The organism is Marivibrio halodurans (assembly GCF_017963645.1).
In the GTDB taxonomy this organism is placed as follows: Bacteria; Pseudomonadota; Alphaproteobacteria; order UBA8366; family Aestuariispiraceae; genus Marivibrio; species Marivibrio halodurans.
Genome location: NZ_JAGMWN010000005.1, coordinates 339,794 through 361,478, shown reverse-complemented (window position 1 = coordinate 361,478; position 21,685 = coordinate 339,794). Strand labels below are relative to the sequence as shown.

The following is a 21,685-nucleotide window of genomic DNA, read 5'->3' as shown; positions in this document are numbered from 1 at the left end:
CATGCTCTGGTCGGGTGGTGTCGGTGAATGGCCGGACGCAAGACAAAGGAAACCCGCCGGCCTCTTTCAAGAACCGGCGGGTCCCTTCAGGTCGATCGGTCAGGGTACGATCCGGAGATCAGCCCTGGTTGATCTTCACCGCGACGAAGCGCTGCTCGCCGTTCCGCTCCAGCCGCATCAGCACGGTCTTGCGACTGGCATCGACCGATTTCTGAACCTCGGCGGCGACCTCGCCCGGGTTGGTGACCGGGTTCTGGTTCACCTCGAGGATGATATCGCCGGGTTGCAGGGTCTTCTGCGCGGCGTCGCTGTTCGGCTCGACGTCGGTGACGAGCACGCCCTTGGTATTCGGGTCGAGTTCGAGGCGCTGGGCCACCTCGCCGGTGATCTCGGCGAGCGACAGGCCGAGGGATTCCACCGTGACGGCGGCGGATCCGTCGCCCTGGCCCTGTTCGCCATCCTCGGTGCGGAGCGAGGCGAGATCGACCTTCTCCAACTCGCCGAGGGTGACCTTCAGGGTCTTCTCCTCGCCATTGCGCCAGACCACGACATCGACTTCCTTGCCGACATCGGTGTTGGCGACCATGCGCGGCAGCGCCCGCTGGCTCGGAACCTTCTGGCCGTCGAAGCGCAGGACGACGTCGCCGGACTTGAAGCCCGCCCGTTCGGCAGGGCTCTTCTCGTAGACATTGGCGACGAGCGCGCCGGCGGCTTCCTCGAGACCCAGACTGTCGGCGATATCCGGGCTGACTTCCTGGATGCCGACACCGAGCCAGCCGCGACGGGTCGTGCCGTATTCGCGGATCTGCTTGATCACCTGTTCCGCCTGGTTCGACGGCACGGCGAATCCGATGCCGATCGACCCGCCGGTCTGGCTGATGATCGCCGTGTTGATGCCGATCACCTGACCGTCCATGTTGAAGAGCGGCCCGCCCGAGTTGCCCCGGTTGATCGGCGCATCGGTCTGGATGAAGTTGTCGTAGGGGCCGGCATTGATGTCGCGGCCGCGCGCCGAGACGATGCCCGCCGTCACCGTGCCGCCGAAGCCGAGCGGATTGCCGATGGCGACCACCCAGTCACCGATGCGCGCCCCGTCGGAATCGCCGAAGGGTACTTCCTGCAGCTCGTGGCCTTCGCCGACGGAGAGCACCGCGACGTCGGTCTTCGGGTCGGTGCCGAGCAACTCCGCCGTGAGTTCCGTGTCGTCCTGCAGGATGACCTTGATCTCGTCGGCGCCCTCGATGACATGGTTGTTGGTGATGACGATACCGGCCTCGGCGTCGACGACGAAGCCGGAGCCCAGGCTCTGCGCCTGACGCGGCGGGGAATTGCCGCCGGGATTGCCGAAGCGCTCGAAGAAATCCTCCAACGGGCTGCCCGGGGGAAGCTTGAAGCCCGGCCCCTCGGACCGGCCCTCGATCTTCTGGGTCGTGGAGATGTTCACGACGGCCGGAAGCAGTTTTTCGGCCAAATCGGCGAAGCCGTCCGGCGTCCCGCGCGCATGGGCGGGGGCGGCCGAGACGACGGCCATGACGAGCGCGAGGGCCACCGCGGCGACCCGCGCGAACACCGGGTCCAGGCCGGCGCGCGGCTGCGCGAAGGCTTGGACGATTGGTTTGTCGGCGCGATACATGATCGGTCTCACTCACTCCGCTTCAATTCGAGTGCACGTCCGGACCCGAAGCATTGGCCGCCGGACGCGGACCTCTAGGGTCTTCAATCGGCATGGGCGGTTCGTGTTCGTCGGGTATCCATTCTCCGGTCCCGACCCAAACCCGCTTCGATCTGGGGCAAGCGCTGGATACTTTCCGAAAGCTTGCCCCGGATCGGCATCGATGACCAGGGATATAGGGGACGTGACGAAACCGCCAATGTCTGTATCGCGATGTGGGAAAGGATTTCGACCCTATCAATGCACGCTGCGGATAGCAGTGTAGAAATCCTGAAACTGCCACATTTCGTTCCGCTTGATGGTGCCCGGTCGCGGCCGGAAGGCACGCGTTCTCCCCATCTTATCCCCGCACCAGCCAGACCAGCAGGGCGCCGGCGATCGCGGCGATGAGGCCGCCGCGTCGCAGACTACCGGCAGGCAGGGATTGCGCCAACGCGGCGAGGCGCTTCGCTCCCTCGGGAAAGAGTGCATAGGCCATGCCCTCGATCACGAACACCAGGCCGAGCGCGGTTAGGATCGCGGTCCAGAAATCATCCATGATCGCGCGCGATGGAAAGGGAAGGGGGAGGCGGGTGCCCCCGCCCGGCGCGCGGCCGGGCGGGAAACGTCCCGTTCAAAGGATTACTCGGACGGCCCCGTGACCGTGGCGCCACCGGCCGGCTCCTGGCTCTGGAAGAACCGGAAGAAGTCTGAATCCGGCGGACCGACGAGCGTGGTGGTCTCCGGCGACAGGCCCTTCTGCATCGCCTGCATGGAACGCCAGAAGTCGAAGAACGCCACATCCTGCGTGAAGGCCTTGTTGTAGAGGTTCTGGGCCTCGGCGTCGCCCTCGCCACGCAGAACCTCGGCCTCGCGGCGGGCCTCGGAGACGATCACGCGCTGCTGCTTGTCCGCGTCGGCGCGGATGCGGCGGGCCTCCTTGTCACCCTCGGCGCGGATGCGGCGGGCCTCCTGCTCGCGCTGCGTCTGCATGCGGCGGAAGATCGCCTGGCTGTTCTCCTCCGGCAGATCGACGCGCTTGATGCGCACGTCGATCACCTCGACGCCCAGATTGCGCGATTCCTCGTCGACCACGTCGGCGATTCGCTCCATCAGGTTGGCGCGTTTCTCGGTCAACACGGTGGAGAGCGTGATCGAACCGACCTGCGAGCGCAGCGCGTTCGACAGGATCTGGCTCAATTGCGCGCGGTAGCCCTGCTCGTTGCCGACCGCCTGATAGAATTTCAGCGGATCGACGATGCGGTAGCGCGCGAAGGCGTCCACCACGAGCTGCTTTTGGTCGAGGGTCGGAATCTCCTCCCGCTCCGCGTCGAAGTCCAGCACGCGCTTGTCGAAATAGGTCGCGTTCTGGATGAAGGGGATCTTGAAGTGCAGGCCGGGGTCGCCGACGATCCGCTGCACCTCGCCGAACTGGCGGATCAGCACCTGCTGCGTCTCGCGCACCGTGAAGGCGGCGCTGGACAGCACGATCAGCAGGACGGCGACGATACCGCCGATGATAATCACTGTGCGGTTCATCAGTTGCTGCTCCCGTCGATGTCGTCCTGGTCCTGCTGCAACGGATTGGTACGCCCCGCGCGATCCTTGTCGATCACGTCGAGCGGCAGATAGGGCAGCACGCCCGAGCCGCCGCCTTCGCCGTTCTCGATCAACACCTTCTCCATGTTGGCGAAGATGTTCTCCATGGTCTGAAGATAGATGCGGCGCTTGGTGACGTCCTTGGCCTGATTATATTCCGTCAGGATCGCCAGGAATCGGTCGGTCTCGCCCTTGGCCTGGTTGATCTGTTCTTCCTTATAGGCCTCGGCCGCGCGGACCACCTGCTCGGCTTGGCCCTGGGCGCGGTTGGTGATCTCGTTCAGATAGGCGGTCGCCTCGTTGATCGACCGTTCGCGGTCGGCCGCCGCCGCCTGCACGTCCCGGAAGGCGTCCAGCACGGATTCGGGCGGATCGACGCTCTGCGTCTCGATGTTGGTGACCAGGATGCCGGCCTCGTAGGAATCGAGAATCTGCTGGGTCAGGTCCTGCGCCTGATTCTCCACCTCGGCGCGGCCGTTGGTCCGCGCGAACTCGAACGGGGTCTGGCCGATGATCTCGCGCATCGCGGATTCGGCGGCGTTCTTCACCGTGTCGTCCGGATTGCGGATATTGAAGAGGTAGCGCCCGGCGTCCCGGATCTTCCAGAAGACCGTGAACTGAACGTCGATGATGTTCTCGTCCCCGGTCAGCATCAGGCTTTCCTCCGCGACGTTGCGCGCGGTCGACCGCCCGCCATCGCGGAATCCGATATTGATCTGGTTGATGTTGGTGACCTGGGGCAGCAGCACGTCGCCGATCGGGGCGGGGAAGTTGTAGTTCAGCCCTTCGCCCGTGGTCTGCCACAACTCGCCGAAGACGAGTTCCACGCCCTGCTCGTTCGTGTTCACCTGATAGAAGCCGGTGGCCAGCCACACCGCGACGACGATCGCCGCGATCACGCCGGCAAGCTTGCCGCCGCCGAAGCCGCCGGGAATCATCCGTTTCAGGCGGTCCTGCGCCTGCCGGATCATCTCCTCGGTATCGGGCGGTTGCGGGCGCCGCCCACCACCGCCGCCGGAGCCGCGCCCCCAGGGGCTTTGCGGGCCGCCGCCACCCCCGCCGTTACTGCCGCCACCGCCGCCCCAGGGGCCGCCGCCATTGTTCTGCCAAGGCATTCAGCTACTCCGATTGCGTTCGCGTTTGCCGGCGCCGGGCCGTGCCGCCTGATCGCGCGATCCGACCGGGCGGTCGCGACGGCATGCGTCGCGTCCGTTGGGCGCGGCGCATAACACTATCATTGCCTGGGACGAATCAACCCCACTGTGATCCATTCGATCCCGCCCGCGTTCGAAACGGGATCGCGAAACGCCGCCCCTTTGCGTCCCGCCGCCGCTTCATATATGGAATGAAGTCATGCCGCGCCAAGGATTTCCGGCGCGGCGGCAAGGAAATTAAGCGGTTCCACCGAGCCCCTTCGAAAGGTAGCCAGCACGCCATGGCCGATATCACCGAAGCGACCATCCTCGACGCGCTTCAGGGCGTTCAGGACCCGAAAGCGGGGAAAAGCCTGGTTGCGCTCGACATGATTTCCGGCATCGCGATCAAGAACGGCATGATTCAGTTCTCGATCGAGATCGACCCCGCGCGCGCCGGCGATTACGAGGACACGCGCCGCAAGGCGGAGGAAGCGGTGGCCCGAATTCCGGGCGTGTTGTCCTCGACGGCCGTCCTGACAGCGGAATCCAAGAAGAGCGCTTCCGGGAGCGCGCCGAAGGGGCAATCCGGGAACGCGTCCCAAAATCCGCAGGGCGCCGGCGCGGGGGCCGGCAACAAATCGGCCAAGAAGGGCGGCGCCGCCGAGATCAAGCACATCGTCGCCGTCGCCTCGGGCAAGGGGGGCGTGGGTAAGTCGACGACGGCCGTCAATCTGGCGCTGGCGTTGAAGGGGCTGGGCCTCTCCGTCGGCATGTTGGACGCGGATGTCTATGGGCCGTCGCAGCCGCGCATGCTCGGCATTTCCGGGCGGCCGAACTCGCCCGACGGCAAGACCCTGGAGCCGATGGAGAATTACGGCATCAAGGCGATGTCGATGGGCTTCATGGTGGCGGAGGACCAGCCCGTCGTCTGGCGCGGGCCGATGGTGATGGGCGCGTTGCAGCAGATGCTCTCGGACGTCATGTGGGGGCCGCTCGACATCCTGATCGTCGATATGCCGCCGGGCACCGGCGACGCGCAGCTCACCATCTCCCAGAATACGCCGCTTTCCGGCGCGGTGATCGTCTCCACGCCGCAGGACATCGCGTTGCTCGACGCGCGCAAGGGCCTGAACATGTTCCGCAAGGTGGATGTGCCCGTCCTCGGCATCATCGAGAACATGTCGATGTATGTCTGCCCGAACTGCGGGCACGAGGCGCATGTCTTCGGCCATGGCGGCGCCAAGCGCGAGGCGGAGAAGCTGGGCACGCCCTTCCTGGGCGAGATACCGCTCGATATCCTCATTCGGGAGACTTCCGACGGAGGCCGTCCGGTCGTGGTGAGCGAGCCCGACGGGCCGCATGCCAAGGCCTATGAAGCGATCGCGGTCCAGGTGCGCGACGCCGTCCTCGGCGGGGCGCGTCAGGCGCCGAAGATCACGGTCGAATAACCGCTGGGGGCGGGTCGGGCGGTGCGGCGTCGCGTCCTTCTCTTGGGGGCCATTCTCGCCCTTTGCCTGGTGGGGGGCTCGATCGGCGCGGCCCGCGCCCACGCTCTCGACGGGGCGGAGCGCGGCCTCATCGAGGCGATCAACCAATTGCGGATCGAACGTGGTATCGCGGCGTTGCGCCATGAACCCAGGCTGGCGCGGATCGCGGGCGACTTTGCCGGGGCGTCGGCGCGGGGCGCGCCGCGCAGCGACCGTGCCCTCGATGTCTCGGCGCGTCTGCGCGACCACGCCTATGCTTTCCTGTCGATGCGCGCCTTCGCCGACCTCGGCGTCGCCGATCCGGTGGTGCAGGCGCGCGTCTGGGCGGAGGACCCGGAACGCCGGGACCCTCTGCTCGACCCCGCTTACCAGGAGGTCGGCATCGGCCGGGTCGATCTCAGCGAGCGTTTCGCGGGCGCGGCCGGGGAACCGCGTGTCAATGGCGGACGCACGCAGGTTTGGGGTATCGTCCTCGCCGCGCCGACATCGCCGGTACCCGCCGGCTGGGGCGAGCGGGTGCTGGAGAACGTCAACATCTTCCGCCAGCGCTATGGCCTGTTGCCGCTCAGCCGGAACAGGTTGCTCGACCGCGCGGCGCAGGCGCATGTCGAGGACATGGCGCGGCGTGATTATTTCGCCCATCGCACACCCGACGGGACTGGTCCGGCCGACCGGGTCGATCGCGTCGGCTATCATTGGAGCAGGGTGCTGGAGAATTTGGCCGCCGGACAGCCCAGCGCGCGCGAGGTCGTGCAGGGGTGGATCGACTCGAAGGCCGGGCATCGCGAAGCGATGCTGGACAAGACCGTTCGGGAGGTCGGTATCGGCTATACCTATCGACCGCAGGGCGGGAGCCGCGTGCCGGTCCAGCATTTCTGGGCCATGACCATGGCGGCGCCGCGATAGCGCGATAGCCGGTCCCATCCGCCCCCATCCGCCCGCGACATCTTGCCCGCATCCCCGCCCATCCCTTTCAATCGCCCGAGCGGGAAACTAACATTGCGATGCATTCGCAAGTTCGGGCCGGTCCGCGTGATCGGGCCCGCTTCTCGGTTCGAGGGAGAAGAAGGATGAGACTGTCCCGTCGCGCGGTCATGATGGGTGGGGCGGCGTTCCTCGGCGCGCCGGCGCTGGCCGGGTTCGCGACGCGGCGCGCGCTCGCGGCCGATGCGTCGCTCGACGCCGGGCGCTTGTCGCATGAGATCGTCGCCGGCAAGCCCACGGCCGATATGATGAGCTTCGCGGCCGACGGCCCGCCGCCCGTCCTGCGCATGACGCAGCACCAGCCCTATACGATCGATGTCACCAACAGGCTCGACGAGGTGACGACGGTGCATTGGCATGGGCTGCGTATCGCCAACGAAATGGACGGCGTGCCCTATCTGACGCAAGCGCCGATCGAGGGCGGGGAGACCTGCCGCTATCGTTATACCGCGCCGGATGCCGGCACCTTCTGGTATCACCCGCATTGCAATACGTTGGAGCAGATGGCACGCGGCATGACCGGCGTGCTGATCGTGGAGGAGGCGGAGGACCCCGGTTTCGACCGGGATATACCGCTCAATATCCGGGATTTCCGGCTGGGGGAGAATGGGACGTTTCTCTCCCTCTATACCCCTCGGAACGCGGCGCGGGGTGGGACGACGGGTACGGTCGCGACGGTCGATTGGCGGCGGGAGCCGGTCCACGACCTGCCGGCCGGAAGCCTGGTGCGGCTACGCCTCGCGGTGACGGATACGGCGCGGATCGCGACCTACGATATCGACGGCGGCGAGGCGGATGGCGCCGAGGCCCGGCTGATCGCGCTCGACGCCAATCCATTGGCCGGGGCGCTGCCGTCCAAGGGCTTCGTCCTGGCCCCGGGGCAGCGCGCGGACGTCGCCCTGCGCGTGCCCGACCGGGAGGGGGCGGTCGTCACGCTCTCGCGCCGGCGGTTCGGCGAGGCCGCGCCGCTGGCCCGGTTCCGCGCGGTCGGGGCGAGCGCCGGGCGCGACCTGGCGGAGTTGCAGCCCCTTCCCCCCAATCCGGTCGCCGAACCGGATTTAGACAAGGCGGAGGTGCTGGATTTCCTCTTCGGGTGGACGCCGGGGGGCGACGGCCCCTTGCCGTCGATCTGCGGTACCCTCGGCTATACCTTCTGGTCGATCAACCGGAAGCCCTGGCGCGGCGACGTGCCCGACCCCGCCGCGCCGCTGGCCGAGATGCGGCTGGGCCGCAGCTATATCCTGCGGATGAAGAACGAGACGCCCAATTCCCACCCGATCCACCTGCACGGCCATACCTTCAAGCTTTTACGCTCGAACCAGCGAAAGCTGCCGCCCTGGTGGACCGATACCGTCCTGATGCAGCCCCAGGAAGTGCTGGAGGTGGCGCTCGTCGCCGACAATCCGGGCGATTGGGCGTTCCATTGCCATGTGATCGAGCATCAGAAAACCGGCTTCTCCGGCTATCTGCGGGTGAATGCCTGAGGGACGGCGGGCATTGGCGATTTTCGCATGCACGGCCGGGCGAAGTTGACTAGGCTCGGCTTCCCGCGACCCATTAGGGAGGTTTCGAGGAGGGAGGCCCGTGCAACAGCCACTGCCCGCGCTCGGCGAAGGGCCGGACAGGCAGTCCGGCATCCTGCCCGCGCAACTCGTCAAGGCCGCGATCGAACTCGGCGATATCCGCGCCGAGCGCAGAATCGATGAAGCTCAGATTCAGCCCGCCAGCCTCGATCTCCGGCTCGGCGCGGTAGCCTATCGCGTGCCGGCGAGCTTCCTGCCCGGCCCGACCAAGACGGTGGCGGAGAAGCTGGAGCAATTCGCGCTGGACCGCATCGCGCTGAATGGTGACGAGGGCGCGGTATTGGAGCGCGGCTCGGTTTATCTGGTGCCCCTTCAGGAGGGGCTGCGGCTGCGCTCGCGCTGGTCGGGCTCGGCCAATCCGAAGAGCTCCACCGGCCGGCTCGACGTCTTCGCCCGGGTGATCACCGACCACGCGACGGAATTCGATGCGATCCGGGAGCGCTATTGCGGGCCGCTGTGGCTGGAGATCGCGCCGCGCTCCTTCCATGTGCGGGTGCGCGAGGGCTCGCGGCTCGCCCAGGTGCGCCTGCGCATCGGTCGGCCGCGCACCTCCGACAGCTTCATCCGCGACCTGAACGAGCGCGCGCGCCTTGTCCATGCGGGCGAGGACGAGGAGGCGGGCGCGGGAGAGGGCGCGGACATCAAGCATGGCGCGATCGCGCTGTCCGTCGATCTGGCGAGCGCGGGGGCGGACAATATCGTCGGCTATCGCGCGAAACGCGCGGAGGACCCGATCGACGTCGATCGCGTGGGCGCCTACGACCCCGACGATTTCTGGGAACCCGTCCATAAGCCCGATGGCGGCGGAATCGTCCTCGATACCGACGATTTCTATATTCTCGCCAGCAAGGAGCGGGTGGCGATTCCGCAGGACTATGCCGCCGATATGGTGGCTTACGATACGCTGGTGGGGGAGTTCCGGGTTCATTACGCGGGCTTCTTCGATCCCGGATTCGGCTATGAGGGGGAGCGGCCCGTCGGTGCCAAGATCGTGCTGGAGGTACGCAGCCACGAGGTGCCCTTCCTGATCGACCATGGTCAGATCATGGGGCGCGTTCTGTTCGAGCGGTTGAGCCAACCGACGGACCGGCCCTACGGCTCCGGCATCGGCTCCAATTACCAGGGGCAGGCGCTGGCGCTGTCGAAGCAGTTTCGCAGATAGAGGGCGGGCCCCCACCCATTGGTAACGGGTCCGTCATGAATCGAGGGGAGACACCAAGCCCATGCATGCACGCGCCTTGAAGAAGATCTGGAGCGACGGCGGTACCGCCGTCGGCGCCATGGTGATGGCCGACAGCGCCATGATCGCGGAGGCGATGGCCCATGCCGGGTTCGACTTCCTGATCGTCGATCGTCAGCACGGCGCGATGGACGAGGGCACGGCCGTCGACATGGTGCGCGCGATCGGCGGGGCCGGCATCGTGCCCATCGTGCGCGTGCCGTCGAACGACGCGGCCACGATCGGCCGCATGCTGGATTGCGGGGCGGGTGGTATCATCGCGCCGTTGACCGACACGCCCGAGGATGCGCGCGCCATCGTCGCCGCGACCCGCTATCCGCCCGACGGCAAGCGCAGTTGGGGGCCGGTGCGCGCGGGCCTGACCGGCGGGCCGGATTACGCGGCACGGGCGAACGAGGCGGTGGTCGCTTCCGGCATGATCGAAACCCGCGACGGGTATGAGGCGCTCGACGAAATCCTGACGACGCCGAACCTGAACGCGCTGCTGGTCGGGCCCAACGACCTCGGCTTCAGCTACGGCAATCTGCCCAAGCCCATGCCGGACGACCCGCAGGTCGTCCGTGCGATCGAATCGATCCCCGCCCGCGCGGCCAAGGCGGGCGCCATGCCCGGCATCCATTGCGGCGACGCGGCCATGGCGAACCGGATGATCGCGCTCGGCTATCGCTGGATCAGCCTCGCCGTCGACCTGGGCTACATGGTCGACGGGGCCAGGGACGCGCTCGGCCGACTGGAACGTTGATCCACCGGCGGATGACAAAAATGTGAGAATGCGGCGTCACCATTTTCTTGGTGTGCTCGAAGAGTCATGCCATTTTTCCGGGAAGCCTTGTTAAAGAATCAAGGATATCGGGATGGCGTCCAAGGAGCGGTGGGTTTTCTTTCGCCGGATTTATTCGCAGAAGGTTGTTCGAAGCCGGATGGCGGGGACGCGCCTGGCGTCCTATTTCGATGCGATGGGCGATCGTGAGCGGGCCGAGCGGGCCAGGACGCTCGCGCTTCAGGCGGAGGCTTTCTCCGAATGGGCGGCGAGTGGGCACGAGGCGCCGGTGGATGTGGAATTCCGGTTGATGGAGGTCGAGACCGCCTTGGAGGCTCTTCATTGCGAGGCGGGAACCGCGGAGCAGCGGGATTACCAGACCTGCTTCACCCCGGAGGGCGGCTGGGAGAACTATTTCCGCGCGCACGGTCTTTAAGATCCGCGTCCTAATGAAATCGCCCCGGATTACCGAGGGCTAGCCAGTTGCGCCGCTCCCGCCCGGCTGGCACCATCGCGCCGTCTGGCGACCCAAACGATTTTCCAGGAGGAAACGGACGATGAAAGCACGCGCCGCGGTGGCCTTCGGGGCGGGCAAGCCGCTCTCGATCGAGGAAGTGGATATCGAGGGCCCGAAGGAGGGCGAGGTCGTCGTCGAGATCAAGGCGACCGGAATCTGCCACACGGACGCCTTCACCCTCTCGGGCGAGGATCCGGAAGGTGCTTTCCCCACCATCCTCGGCCATGAGGGCGCGGGCGTCGTCGTCGATACCGGCCCGGGCGTGCGCCATCTGAAGAAGGGGGATCACGTCATTCCCCTCTACACGCCCGAATGTCGGGAATGCGATTATTGCCTCAATCCCAAGACCAATCTCTGCCAGGCGATTCGCGGCACGCAAGGGCAGGGGGTGATGCCGGACGGCACCTCGCGCTTCTCGCTCAATGGCGAGAAACTGCTGCACTACATGGGCTGCTCGACCTTCTCCAACATCACGGTGCTGCCGGAAATCGCGCTCGCCAAGATTCGCGAGGACGCGCCCTTCGACAAGGTTTGCTATATCGGCTGCGGCGTCACCACCGGCATCGGCGCGGTGATCAACACGGCGAAGGTGGAGCCGGGCGCCAACGTCGTCGTCTTCGGCCTTGGCGGCATTGGTCTCAATGTCATCCAGGGGGCGCGGCTTGTCGGCGCGAACATGATCGTCGGCGTCGATCTCAACCCGGAGAAGAAGGCGATGGCCGAGCGTTTCGGCATGACGCACTTCGTCAATCCGAAGGATATCGAGGGCGACCTGGTGCCGTATCTCGTCGAATTGACCGGGGGCGGCGCGGACTACAGCTTCGAGTGCATCGGCAACACCAACACGATGCGTCAGGCCCTGGAATGCGCCCACAAGGGCTGGGGCGAGAGCATCATCATCGGCGTCGCCGGCGCGGGCCAGGAGATATCGACCCGTCCGTTCCAACTCGTCACCGGGCGGAGTTGGCGGGGCACCGCCTTCGGCGGCGCGCGTGGGCGCACGGACGTACCCAGGATCGTCGACTGGTACATGGACGGCAAGATCGACATCGATCCGATGATCACCCACACCATGCCGCTGGAGCGGATCAACGAAGGCTTCGACCTGATGCACGAGGGCAAGTCGATTCGCTCCGTCGTGACGTTCTAGGAGAGGCGGGCCGCACGCGATGACGATCGAAACCGTTGCCGAGAACAAATGCTTCGGCGGCATCCAGGGTGTTTACAGCCATGACAGCCGGGAGACGGGAACGCCGATGCGGTTCTCCGTCTATATGCCGCCGCGTGGCCTCGACGGGCCGCCGCCGGTGCTCTACTGGCTTTCCGGTCTGACCTGCACGGAGGAGAACTTCACCGTGAAGGCCGGTGCCCAGCGTTGGGCGGCGGAGCATGGCATCGCCGTCGTGGCGCCCGATACCAGCCCGCGCGGCGAGGGCGTGCCGGACGAGGATAGCTACGATTTCGGCAGTGGCGCCGGATTCTATGTCGATGCGACGGCGGAACCCTGGGCCGCGAACTACCGGATGTATTCCTATATCGTCGAGGAATTGCCGGCGTTGGTGGAGGCGAAATTCGGTCTGGACGGCGCCCGGCGCGGTATCTTCGGCCATTCCATGGGGGGGCACGGGGCATTGACCATCGCGCTCCGGAATCCGGATCGTTATAAGTCCGTCTCGGCCTTCGCGCCGATCGTGGCGCCGACCCGGGTCCCCTGGGGGGAGAAGGCGCTGGGCGGTTATCTCGGTCATGACCGTGCGGCCTGGGAAGCCCATGACGCCTGCCTGCTGGTGGCGCGCAAAGGGTGGCCCGGCGGCGACATTCTGGTCGATCAGGGCGATGCCGATCAGTTCCTGACCGAACAGCTCAAGCCGGAGCTCTTCCAGGAAGCGTGCGGGACGGCCGGCGTGGACCTTCAGTTGCGCATGCAGCATGGCTACGACCACAGCTATTTCTTCATCGCGAGCTTCCTGGGCGAGCATTTCGAATGGCACGCCGAACGCCTCGGCGGCGCCTGATGGCGCGGGACGGGGCGGCATGATGAGCGAGGATCGTTTCGCGGGGCTCGGCCAACTCGGCCACGGAACGGCCGTGCCCACCTCACCGGACGAGGCGATCCTGGAGACCGTGCCCAACGGCCATGCCGACAGCGACTATGTCGCGCGGTTCGTCTGCCCGGAATTCACCTCGATCTGTCCGGTGACGGGACAACCGGATTTCGGCCATCTGGTGATCGATTACGTGCCCGACCGGCTGCTGGTCGAATCGAAGTCGCTGAAGCTGTTCCTGCACGCCTTCCGGAACCATGGCGGCTTTCACGAGGATACGACCCTGATGGTCGCCAAGCGGATCGTCGAGGCGGCGGAGCCGCGTTGGCTGCGCATCGGCGGCTATTGGTATCCGCGCGGCGGTATCCCGATCGACGTCTTCTGGCAGACCGGCACCCCGCCCGAGGGTGTCTGGATTCCGGATCAGGGCGTCGCCCCCTATCGCGGCCGGGGGTAGCCCCCGGGGGAAAGCGGGGCGATTGGGGACAGGCGGGCCAGGTGCGCGCCGGTCAGATCGCGCAGGGCCCGTCAGTGGTGACGGCGGGCGCGGCCTTGGTCTCCCGGTCGGTACCGATCCGCCTTGGAAGGGTCACGGTGACGGTGGTCCCCTTACCGACGATGCTATCGATCGAAAGACGGCCCGACAGTTCGTGCGCCAGCATGTTGGATATGGCGAGGCCCAGCCCGACACCGTCCTTCGCGCGCACCATGGCGTCCCTGCCGCGTGCGAAGGGGTCGGTTATGCGCAGCAGGTCTCTGCCCGCGATGCCGATACCCTGGTCGCTGACCCGGATATCGAGATGCTCCTTCCCCAAGGGGCGGACCGTGAGCGTGACCGGGGTTTCCGGAGCGGAGAATTTCAGACCATTCGTCAGTAAATTGTGCAGGATTTGACGTATGGCGCGCGCATCGCTGACTAGGTGTCGGCAGTCGGATGCGATATCGATTCGCACGCGCCCGGGCGACCCATGTCGTTTGACCTCGGTGATGTGGGCGACCTCCTGAACAAGTTCCGGAAGATCGATTTCGGCGGGGTCTATATCGAAGGCGCCGCTTTCGATGCAGGAGAGATCGAGCAGCGTCTCGATGATGTCCAGAAGGTGCTGGCCGCTTTTCTTGATGTTGGCGTGGTATTCCTGATACCGCGCGTTGCCGATCGGCCCGAAGACCTCGGCCTCGATCATGTCGGCGAATCCGATAATGGCGTTGAGCGGGGTGCGCAGCTCATGGCTCATGCTGGCGAGAAAATAGGATTTCGCCTGGTTGGCCTGCTCCGCCTGATTCTTCGCTTGCAGGATAAGCTGATCGGCCTTCTTGCGTTCGGTCAGGTCGTAATGGATCGTCACGGTGCCGAGTTGCGCGATGCGCTCCTCGATAACGAGAGACCAGGAGCCGTTCGGGCCCTCGAGCTCGAAGGCGCCCCGGGGCGATTTGTGACGCTCTATGCGCCAGGCGATGAATTCTTCCGTCGTCATGCCCGGTAGCGGCACGAATTGCCCGGACTCCACCGCGTGCCGGAAGATCGTGGCGAATGGCGTTCCGACCTTGAATATCTCCCGGATGTCCGCGCGCATGTCCCGGAAGCTTTTGTTGCTGAGAACCAACCGGTCCTCATGGTCGAACAGGGCGAAGGGCTCGGTCAGGCTGTCGACCGCATTGGCGAGGAGACGATTCTGGCTCTCGCTGGTGCTCTGCGCGTTGATCTCCTCGCTCACCTCCTGGCCATAGCCGTGGTAGCCACGGAATCGGCCGTCGGCGTCGAAGCGCGGCACGCCGCAGATCCGGCACCAATGATCGGACCCGTCATCGCCGGTCAGATGAAAGGTGAACGCCCGGATTGGCCGGCGTGATTGCAAGTCGGCCCGATATCCGCCGACCGCGCCGGGATCGGCCTGGATATTGGAGAATTGCAGATGTGAAAGGCCTAGGAAGGTACCGGGCGATGTGCCGAGGATCGTTTCGACGGAGTCGGAGATATAGGTGCAACGGTGGTTTTCGTCGGTTTCCCATTCCCAATCAAAAACCGATTCCACGAAAACGGATGGATCGCGCAGGGCGCCCCCCCGCGATACCGGGTGTCGCCGCGGTAAGAGGTCGGGCCTCGCGGCCGCGGTGAACCGCCCCTCTTCCGGTCGTGTCATGCACGATCCCTCCCCGCCCGGAACTGACAGACACTAGCACCATACGCCCCCCCCGGGGCTTCGCAACTCCGTACGGTCACCGAGAGAGAAGTTCACCTAATGGTTGTTGGAAAATCGTGCGTTACTCCTTCACGAAAAGGTCGCGCGGGACGTTGGCGAGGCATTCGCAGCCTGTTTCCGTCACCCGGATCGCCTCGGAAATCTCGACCCCCCAGGTGTCGTACCAGATCCCCGGCATGACATGGATCGTCATGTTCGGTTGCATCACGGTCTTATCGCCGGTCCGCAGCGAGAGCGTGTGCTCGCCCCAGTCGGGCGGATAGGCGCAGCCGATGGAGTAGCCCATGCGACTGTCCTTCTCGATCCCGTATTTCGCGACCACTTTCTGCCAAGTTTGAACGATCTCCTCCGCGGTGACGCCGGGCTTGATGAAATCGAGCACGGTTTCCAGCGCCTCGACCGCGCCCTTGGCGCAATCCTGGAGATAGTCCGGCGGCTCGCCCAGGAAGACGGTCCGCGCCAGCGGGCTGTGATAATGATGGCGCGCGGCGGCGAGTTCGAGGATCGTCGCCTCGCCCTCGCGGAACGTCTCGTCGGTCCAGGTCAGGTGCGGGGTCGAGGTGCCGATCCCGGTCGGCAGCATCGGGCAAATCGCGGTATAGTCGCCGCCGAAATCGCCCATGCCGCTGATCTGGGACTGATAGATGGCGGCGGCCGCGTCGCACTGGCGCACGCCGGCGGAGATATGGGCGACGCCGACCTGCATGACCAGTTCCATCAACCGGCCGGCCTGTTTCATGTACTGGATTTCCATGTCCGACTTGATGTTGCGCACCCAGCGCACGATCCAGTGGGCATTGTGGAAACTGGCGTTCGGCAGGCTCCGAACCAAGGCGTCATGCGCGGCGGCGGTATAATAGTAGGCATCCATTTCGACGCCGATGCGCTTGGAGGCGAGGCCGTGGTCGCGCAACACGTCGGCGACGTAATCCATCGGATGGCAGTCGCGCTTCTGCACATAGTCGTCCGGATAGCCGAGGATCGAACTGTCCCCGAGGAAGGTGGTCACGCGCGCGCCATTGGCATCCATCGCCCGGCCGATCCAGATCGGCTCGGGCTCCGCCAGCGCCGTGATGACGCATTGCGGCACATAGAAGGACCAACCGTCATAGCCGGTCAGATAGTTCATGTTCGCCGGGTCGGCGGAGATCAGGACCTCGATCCCCTCATTCTCCATCGATCGCTTCACGCGGTCGATGCGTTCGAGATATTCGTGCTTCTCGAAGGGCAAGGTCATCGGTCGCTCTCCCCAAGGCTTGCTGATGCCGGTGGTTATATCGTCGGGCGGTTCAGAACCCCAATCGGTTCTCCCGTCGATTGAATTCGAGTTCATCCTCGCTCAATGCGAAGCCGAGGAAGACCAGATAGTCCTGTACGCCGTCATCCTCGTGACGCGGAATCTCGACGGTGATCTCCTCCCGGCTGATGACGCGCACCTTGTTGGCGGGGAAGGTGAGGCGGACCGGCAGTTCGCGGCGGGAAAGAATCTCGCGTCTCTGATTGGCCACCGCGACGAAAAGGGTGACGTCGGACAGGCCTTCCTCGTTGGCGGGGCCGCGCTGGGCCGTGACGGCGATCGGGAAGCCGAGCTCGATCACCTCGTCGTCGATCTCGCATGTTCCGGAGAGATAGGTTACCTCCGCCTGCAGGCGTACGTCGGTGATATCGCGCCCCTCGCCCGGGCGGAACCGGGTCAGGCGTTCGGTGTTTTGCGGGATTCGAATCTCGGGGCATTTCACGCCGAGATCCGAGGACCCGGCGCAGGCGGAAAGACCCAGGGCCGCCGTCAGGACCAATGCGGCCCATCGAACCATCGTCACCTTCATACTCTGTCCCTTTATCGTCCCCCGCGCCATGACTACGACCGCGACCAGGGCCGTGATCCTAGAGGGTGGCGTGATAGCCGTCGCACAGGGGTGGTTTCTCCGTTCTCTTGCATCCGCAGAAGAAGACGGTGCGCGCCTTCCTCGAACTGTAGGGGCGCGGCGCGATGCCCGTGCCCGCATGGCTGCCGTCGCAGAAGGGTTGCCGCGCCGAGCGGCCGCACGCGCACCACATATAGACCCTCCCGGCCTCGACCTCGACGGAATAGGGCGCCTTCTGCGGCGTTTCCGGCGCGCTCATCGCGGACGCGTCTCCCTGAAGGATTGGATCCCGGGACGCCGCGTGTGAACGGGAAAGAGGGCGTTGGAATCCCCCGTCCTCGGTCGTGCCGCGTCCCTCGGCGGACACTACCCGACCCGTGATTGCGCGACAAGCGCCGCCGGGCGGGAAGAACCTGTTCCGGCGCATGTCGCGGGTGGGGCGCATGCCGGCGGGTCGTTCGAAAAAGGGGAGGCCCGCGCTTCCTCATCCCACATGCACACAATCTACGGTGTTTTTCCGTGGGGCCGTGCGTGAGGTCGCGGGAGGCCGGGCCGGTCCGTCCATCCGGGGTGGTGGAGCATCCCGTGCGACCGGACAGGGAATTGCGAATGCGGGTCGAAGCCGATCACGCACTTACCACTTCGTCCTAGACATTGAAATTTCGATATGAAAGGTTACGCGCGCGATCGCCATTCGCGCTTGGTTCCGCGCACTACAGGTTCGTGGGAATGCGCGGCCCCGCCGGAGGCGGAGGGTGGTTCCACCGCTTCATCGTGCGCGCCGCCCCAATTCGAGGGAAGAGCGGTTCGGGTTTCGCGCGCAATAAGTGTATTCTGTGAAGTTCGATGTGGGGGAGTGCTTCATGTTTCCTATACTGGGCCGGTCCTTTATTCCGGCCGTCGCCCTGGCCTTGTCGGCGGTCGTCGTTTTGCCGCTCGCGGCTCAGTCCCAGGCTCAAACTCAGTCCCAGAACCAGACCGCGCCGGAGATGTCCGGCCGGGACATCATGGACGAGGTGTCCGGTCGCCACGACAGGCCCTATGAGACCGAGGATCAGGCGATGACCCTGATCGACGATCGCGGCAATACCGAGGAGCGGAGCCTGCGCCGTTTCGCCCGGGAGGTCGAGGACGACCTTTATCGATATCTTGTGGTCTTCGACGAGCCCGCGGGCGTCCATGGCGTGGCCTTGTTGACCTGGCAGAACCGGGGCGCCAGCGACGATCAGTGGATGTATCTGCCCGCCTATGGGCGGGAGATGAAGCGCTCCGCCGACGGCGGTAAGCGGAATTATTTCATGGGCACCGATTTCGCCTTCGAGGACATGACGTCCGAGGACCGCTCGAAGTTCCGCTATGAGCGTCAGGCGGATGAGATGGCCGAAATCAAGGACGAGAATGGCGAGACCGTCGACACGATCGATTCCTTCGTCGTCGATGCCTATCCGAAGGACGAGGAACTGGCGGCGGAGACCGGTTACGAATACCGCCGCCTCTATATCAGCAAGGATCGCTATTTCATCCGGCGAATCGATTTCTACGACCGGCGCGGGCGCTATCTGAAGACCCAGCATTCCCGCGACATGGTCCGGATCGAGGGGGAGACGTGGCGCGCCAACACGACGCTGATGGATAACGACAAGCAGCGTCACAAGACACTGATCCGGGTGGAGGGCCGAGAGCTTTCCGAGAACGCCGTCCCGGCCCGCATGTTCGAGCAGCGCTGGGTGACCAGCGGACGCTACCTCCGCTAACGCGCCGGCGTCCGAACCGCGCGCGGCCCGGACACCGGGATTTCCGGATTTCCCATTCCATGCAGACAATCCTGACCTTCGGACTCCGCCATCGGTGGATCACCTTGATTTTCCTCCTGCTGGTCACCGCCTTGACCGCGCCGGGGCTGGAGAAGCTGCGTGTCGACACCAGTTTCGACAGCCTGATCAGCGACAGCGATCCGACCAAGGTTACCTACGAGGCGGTGAAGCGGGAATTCGGGTCGGACAACACCACGATCGTCTATGTCCGTTCCGACGATCTTTGGACGGAAGAGCGCCTCCTCGATCTGGAGGAGATGCATTACGCGTTGGAGGACCTGTCCTTCGTCGAGAAGGTGGAAAGCCTCTTCAACGTTCGCAGCATCCAGGACCGGAACGGGATGATCCAATCCTCCACCGTTCTGGACGGCGTGCCGTTCGACCGGGAGGGGATCGAGGAGGCGAAGGCCCGGGCGCTCTATTCCCCGCTCGTCGTGGGCAATTTCATCTCGGAGGACGGCTTCGCCACGGCGATCAATGTCAGCGTGACGAAGGACCCCGCCGATCCCGATTTCGACCGCCATGCCTATCAGGCGATCGAGGCCGCGATCGCCCCCCATGCCGGCTCATTCGACGAGGTGTTCCAGGTCGGTCCGCCGCGCGTCAATCATGAGCACATGGTCAACCTGTTCGCCGATCTGTCCCTGCTCGTGCCGATGTCGCTCGGCCTGCTGATCGCGATCATCGTGTTGTTCCTGCGCAGCGGCATGGCGACGGTCTTCCCGGTGCTGACGTCGACGCTCGGCCTCTCCTGGGCCTTCGGGCTGATGGGATATCTCGGCGTTCCGATCAACATCCTCTCGGCCATGGTGCCCTCGCTGGTGATCGTCATCGGGTCGACCGAGGATACGCACATGCTTTCCGGCTATCTGTCCGGCCTCGGCCAGGACGGGGAGACGGAGAGCCGGTCGGAGCGCCGGCGGCGCGCCGTGCTCTACATGATGCGGCATCTGGGGTTGCCTTTGATTCTGACTTCCGTGACGACGGTCCTCGGCTTCGCGGCCAATGGTTTCGCGGAGATGGAACTGGTGCGCGATTTCGCCATTGCCGCCTCGCTGGCGATCGCCACGAACGCGGTGGTGACGCTGCTGGTCATCCCGCTGATGCTTTCCGTCCTGGGGCCGTTGCGCAGCCGTCTGCACGATCCGGAGACGGGCGACGGGGGCGGCGAAGGTACCGGCCTGCGCGGTCCCGTCGGCTGGACCCTGGTGGCGGTGCGGCATATCGGAACCTATCCCAAGACGGTGATCGGGGTGACGATCGTCGTGATGGCGGTGTGCGCGACCTTCGCCGGGCAGACCAAGGTGTCGAACGACCCGATCTCCTATTTCAAGCAGGAGCATCCGCTGGTCGCGGATGTGAACACGCTGGCCGATACGCTCTCCGGCATGGAGATTTTCTATATAAACCTCGTCTCGACGGCGCCGGATGCCTTCGGTCAGCCGGAAAACCTGCGCAAGCTCGCCGCCATAAAGGATTATATCGTGGAGGACGGGCGCTTCGACACGGCGCTGTCCATCGCCGACCACCTGTCCATGGTGAACCGGGAGTTCCACGGCGGCGATCCGGGGATGATGGTGGTCCCGGACACGCCCGATCTGGTCGATCAATATCTTCTGTTCTTCCAGCGCGCCGATCTGGAAAGCTATGTCAGCGCCGATTTCCGGCGCGTGAACATGGTCGTGCGCCACAATATCCACGAAAGCCATGCCTTGAAGCAGGCGGTGGCCGATCTGGAAAGCCGCGTGAACGAGATCGCCGGCCCCGATTTGACCATCAACATCGTCGGTCAGAATCTGATGATCAACAACGCGGCCGAGGATCTGATCTTCGCCCAGGTCCAGTCGGTGGGACTGCTGCTGGTCGTCATCTTCATCATGATGTCGCTGGTCTACACGTCGTTGACCGGCGGTCTTCTGTCGCTGGTGCCGAACGTCATACCGATCGCCATCGTCTTCGGCGTGATGGGGCTGTTCGACATTCCGCTCAATCCCGGCACGGCGACGGTGGCGGTGATCGCCATCGGCATCGCTATCGACGACACGATCCATCTGCTGTCGACCTATGCGCAGGAAAGCCGCCGGACGCCCGACCGGGCGCTGGCGATACGCCGGACGCTGGCCCATCAGGCGATCCCGGCGGTCTCCACCTCGATCGCGTTGATGGCGGGCTTCCTGGTGCTACAGGGCTCGACCTTCGCGATCATCGCCCAGTTCGGCCTGCTCGCGGCGATCGCGATGATCGCGGCCCTGGTCGCGGACCTGATCGTCACGCCGGTGCTGATGTCCTTCGTGCGGCTTGTCGGGCTGGACGAGATCCTGATGCTTCAGATCGACCCGAAGGTGATCGATAACAGCCCGCTCTTCGCGGACATGAACCGCTATCAGGTACGCAAGGCGATCCTGCTGTCGGAGATCGTGTCCTTCAAGGCGGGGGACCGTTTGGTGCAACAGGGAACGGTCGGTCGTGACATGTATCTCGTTCTGTCGGGAAGTGTCGCGGTCATAAAGGACGGGCCGGGCGGCGGCACGGAACTCGCCACCTTCGGTCAGGGCGAGGTGCTGGGCGAGGTCGGCTTCGTGCGCGAGCAACAGCGGACCGCCAATGTCGATGCCGTCAGCGACGGCGAGATGCTGGTCTTCAACGCCGAGACGGTGCGCCGGAACATGCGCCTCTATCCGCATATCGCGAATAAGTTGAACTTGAATATCGCACGGATTCTGGGCGACCGGCTGGCCGACACGTCGACCCGCCTGACCCGGGCCGACATTTCCTGAATGGGGGCCTGATGACATCGGGACGG

Annotated in this window: 19 protein-coding genes; 11 read left to right on the top strand and 8 right to left on the bottom strand. The window is 65.1% G+C overall.

Annotated elements, in window-relative coordinates; all coding sequences use genetic code 11:
- Positions 1–118: 118 nt before the first annotated feature.
- The 4 genes from KAJ83_RS12860 to hflK form a co-directional block, all read right to left on the bottom strand.
- Positions 119–1,645 (bottom strand): DegQ family serine endoprotease, encoded by a 1,527-nt coding sequence (locus KAJ83_RS12860; protein WP_343221999.1) that lies wholly within the window; start codon positions 1,643–1,645, stop codon positions 119–121.
- A gap of 367 nt (positions 1,646–2,012) precedes the next feature.
- The gene (locus KAJ83_RS12855) at positions 2,013–2,210 is read right to left on the bottom strand and encodes a DUF2065 domain-containing protein (RefSeq protein ID WP_210682470.1); all 198 of its coding nucleotides are present in this window, start codon (positions 2,208–2,210) and stop codon (positions 2,013–2,015) included.
- 83 nt (positions 2,211–2,293) lie between these two features.
- Positions 2,294–3,190, bottom strand: coding sequence for a protease modulator HflC (gene hflC, locus KAJ83_RS12850; protein ID WP_210682469.1), 897 nt, complete (start codon positions 3,188–3,190; stop codon positions 2,294–2,296).
- Entirely contained in the window at positions 3,190–4,365 is a 1,176-nt protein-coding gene (hflK, locus tag KAJ83_RS12845) for an FtsH protease activity modulator HflK (protein ID WP_210682468.1), read from the bottom strand. Before hflK ends, hflC begins: the two co-directional genes overlap by 1 nt.
- Positions 4,366–4,685: 320 nt before the next feature.
- On the opposite strand from hflK, the gene apbC reads away from it, so the two are divergent.
- From apbC to queF, 9 genes are all read left to right on the top strand, one after another.
- Positions 4,686–5,834 (top strand): iron-sulfur cluster carrier protein ApbC, encoded by a 1,149-nt coding sequence (gene apbC / locus KAJ83_RS12840; protein WP_210682467.1) that lies wholly within the window; start codon positions 4,686–4,688, stop codon positions 5,832–5,834.
- Positions 5,835–5,855: 21 nt separating this feature from the next.
- Entirely contained in the window at positions 5,856–6,779 is a 924-nt protein-coding gene (locus tag KAJ83_RS12835; protein WP_210682466.1) for a CAP domain-containing protein, read from the top strand.
- Positions 6,780–6,943: 164 nt separating this feature from the next.
- On the top strand, positions 6,944–8,341 hold the full coding sequence (locus KAJ83_RS12830) for a multicopper oxidase family protein (protein WP_210682465.1): 1,398 nt from the start codon (positions 6,944–6,946) through the stop codon (positions 8,339–8,341).
- 100 nt (positions 8,342–8,441) lie between these two features.
- A complete protein-coding gene (locus tag KAJ83_RS12825) occupies positions 8,442–9,602 on the top strand; it encodes a 2'-deoxycytidine 5'-triphosphate deaminase (RefSeq protein WP_343221998.1) in 1,161 nt (386 codons plus the stop codon).
- A gap of 61 nt (positions 9,603–9,663) precedes the next feature.
- The gene (locus KAJ83_RS12820) at positions 9,664–10,422 is read left to right on the top strand and encodes an HpcH/HpaI aldolase family protein (RefSeq protein WP_210682464.1); all 759 of its coding nucleotides are present in this window, start codon (positions 9,664–9,666) and stop codon (positions 10,420–10,422) included.
- A gap of 178 nt (positions 10,423–10,600) precedes the next feature.
- Entirely contained in the window at positions 10,601–10,876 is a 276-nt protein-coding gene (locus KAJ83_RS12815) for a hypothetical protein (RefSeq protein ID WP_210682463.1), read from the top strand.
- 121 nt (positions 10,877–10,997) lie between these two features.
- Positions 10,998–12,107 carry an S-(hydroxymethyl)glutathione dehydrogenase/class III alcohol dehydrogenase gene (locus KAJ83_RS12810; protein WP_210682462.1) on the top strand — a complete coding sequence of 370 codons (1,110 nt, stop codon included), beginning with the start codon at positions 10,998–11,000 and terminating at the stop codon, positions 12,105–12,107.
- Between the two features lie 19 nt (positions 12,108–12,126).
- A complete protein-coding gene (fghA, locus tag KAJ83_RS12805) occupies positions 12,127–12,972 on the top strand; it encodes an S-formylglutathione hydrolase (protein ID WP_246484483.1) in 846 nt (281 codons plus the stop codon).
- A 22-nt stretch (positions 12,973–12,994) separates the two neighbouring features.
- Positions 12,995–13,459 carry a preQ(1) synthase gene (queF, locus tag KAJ83_RS12800; protein ID WP_210682508.1) on the top strand — a complete coding sequence of 155 codons (465 nt, stop codon included), beginning with the start codon at positions 12,995–12,997 and terminating at the stop codon, positions 13,457–13,459.
- Between the two features lie 52 nt (positions 13,460–13,511).
- On the opposite strand, the gene KAJ83_RS12795 is transcribed toward queF, so the two are convergent.
- From KAJ83_RS12795 to KAJ83_RS12780, 4 genes are all read right to left on the bottom strand, one after another.
- A complete protein-coding gene (locus KAJ83_RS12795; RefSeq protein WP_210682461.1) occupies positions 13,512–15,035 on the bottom strand; it encodes a sensor histidine kinase in 1,524 nt (507 codons plus the stop codon).
- Between the two features lie 229 nt (positions 15,036–15,264).
- Positions 15,265–16,440: a M24 family metallopeptidase gene (locus KAJ83_RS12790; RefSeq protein ID WP_210682460.1), complete on the bottom strand. Its 1,176-nt coding sequence runs from the start codon at positions 16,438–16,440 to the stop codon at positions 15,265–15,267.
- Positions 16,441–16,492: 52 nt separating this feature from the next.
- Positions 16,493–17,023 (bottom strand): hypothetical protein, encoded by a 531-nt coding sequence (locus KAJ83_RS12785; protein ID WP_210682459.1) that lies wholly within the window; start codon positions 17,021–17,023, stop codon positions 16,493–16,495.
- Positions 17,024–17,087: 64 nt separating this feature from the next.
- Positions 17,088–17,327, bottom strand: coding sequence for a CDGSH iron-sulfur domain-containing protein (locus KAJ83_RS12780; RefSeq protein WP_210682458.1), 240 nt, complete (start codon positions 17,325–17,327; stop codon positions 17,088–17,090).
- Between the two features lie 604 nt (positions 17,328–17,931).
- On the opposite strand from KAJ83_RS12780, the gene KAJ83_RS12775 reads away from it, so the two are divergent.
- Entirely contained in the window at positions 17,932–18,822 is an 891-nt protein-coding gene (locus KAJ83_RS12775) for an outer membrane lipoprotein-sorting protein (RefSeq protein ID WP_210682457.1), read from the top strand.
- Positions 18,823–18,881: 59 nt separating this feature from the next.
- Entirely contained in the window at positions 18,882–21,659 is a 2,778-nt protein-coding gene (locus tag KAJ83_RS12770) for an MMPL family transporter (protein ID WP_210682456.1), read from the top strand.
- The last annotated feature ends 26 nt before the right edge of the window (positions 21,660–21,685 follow it).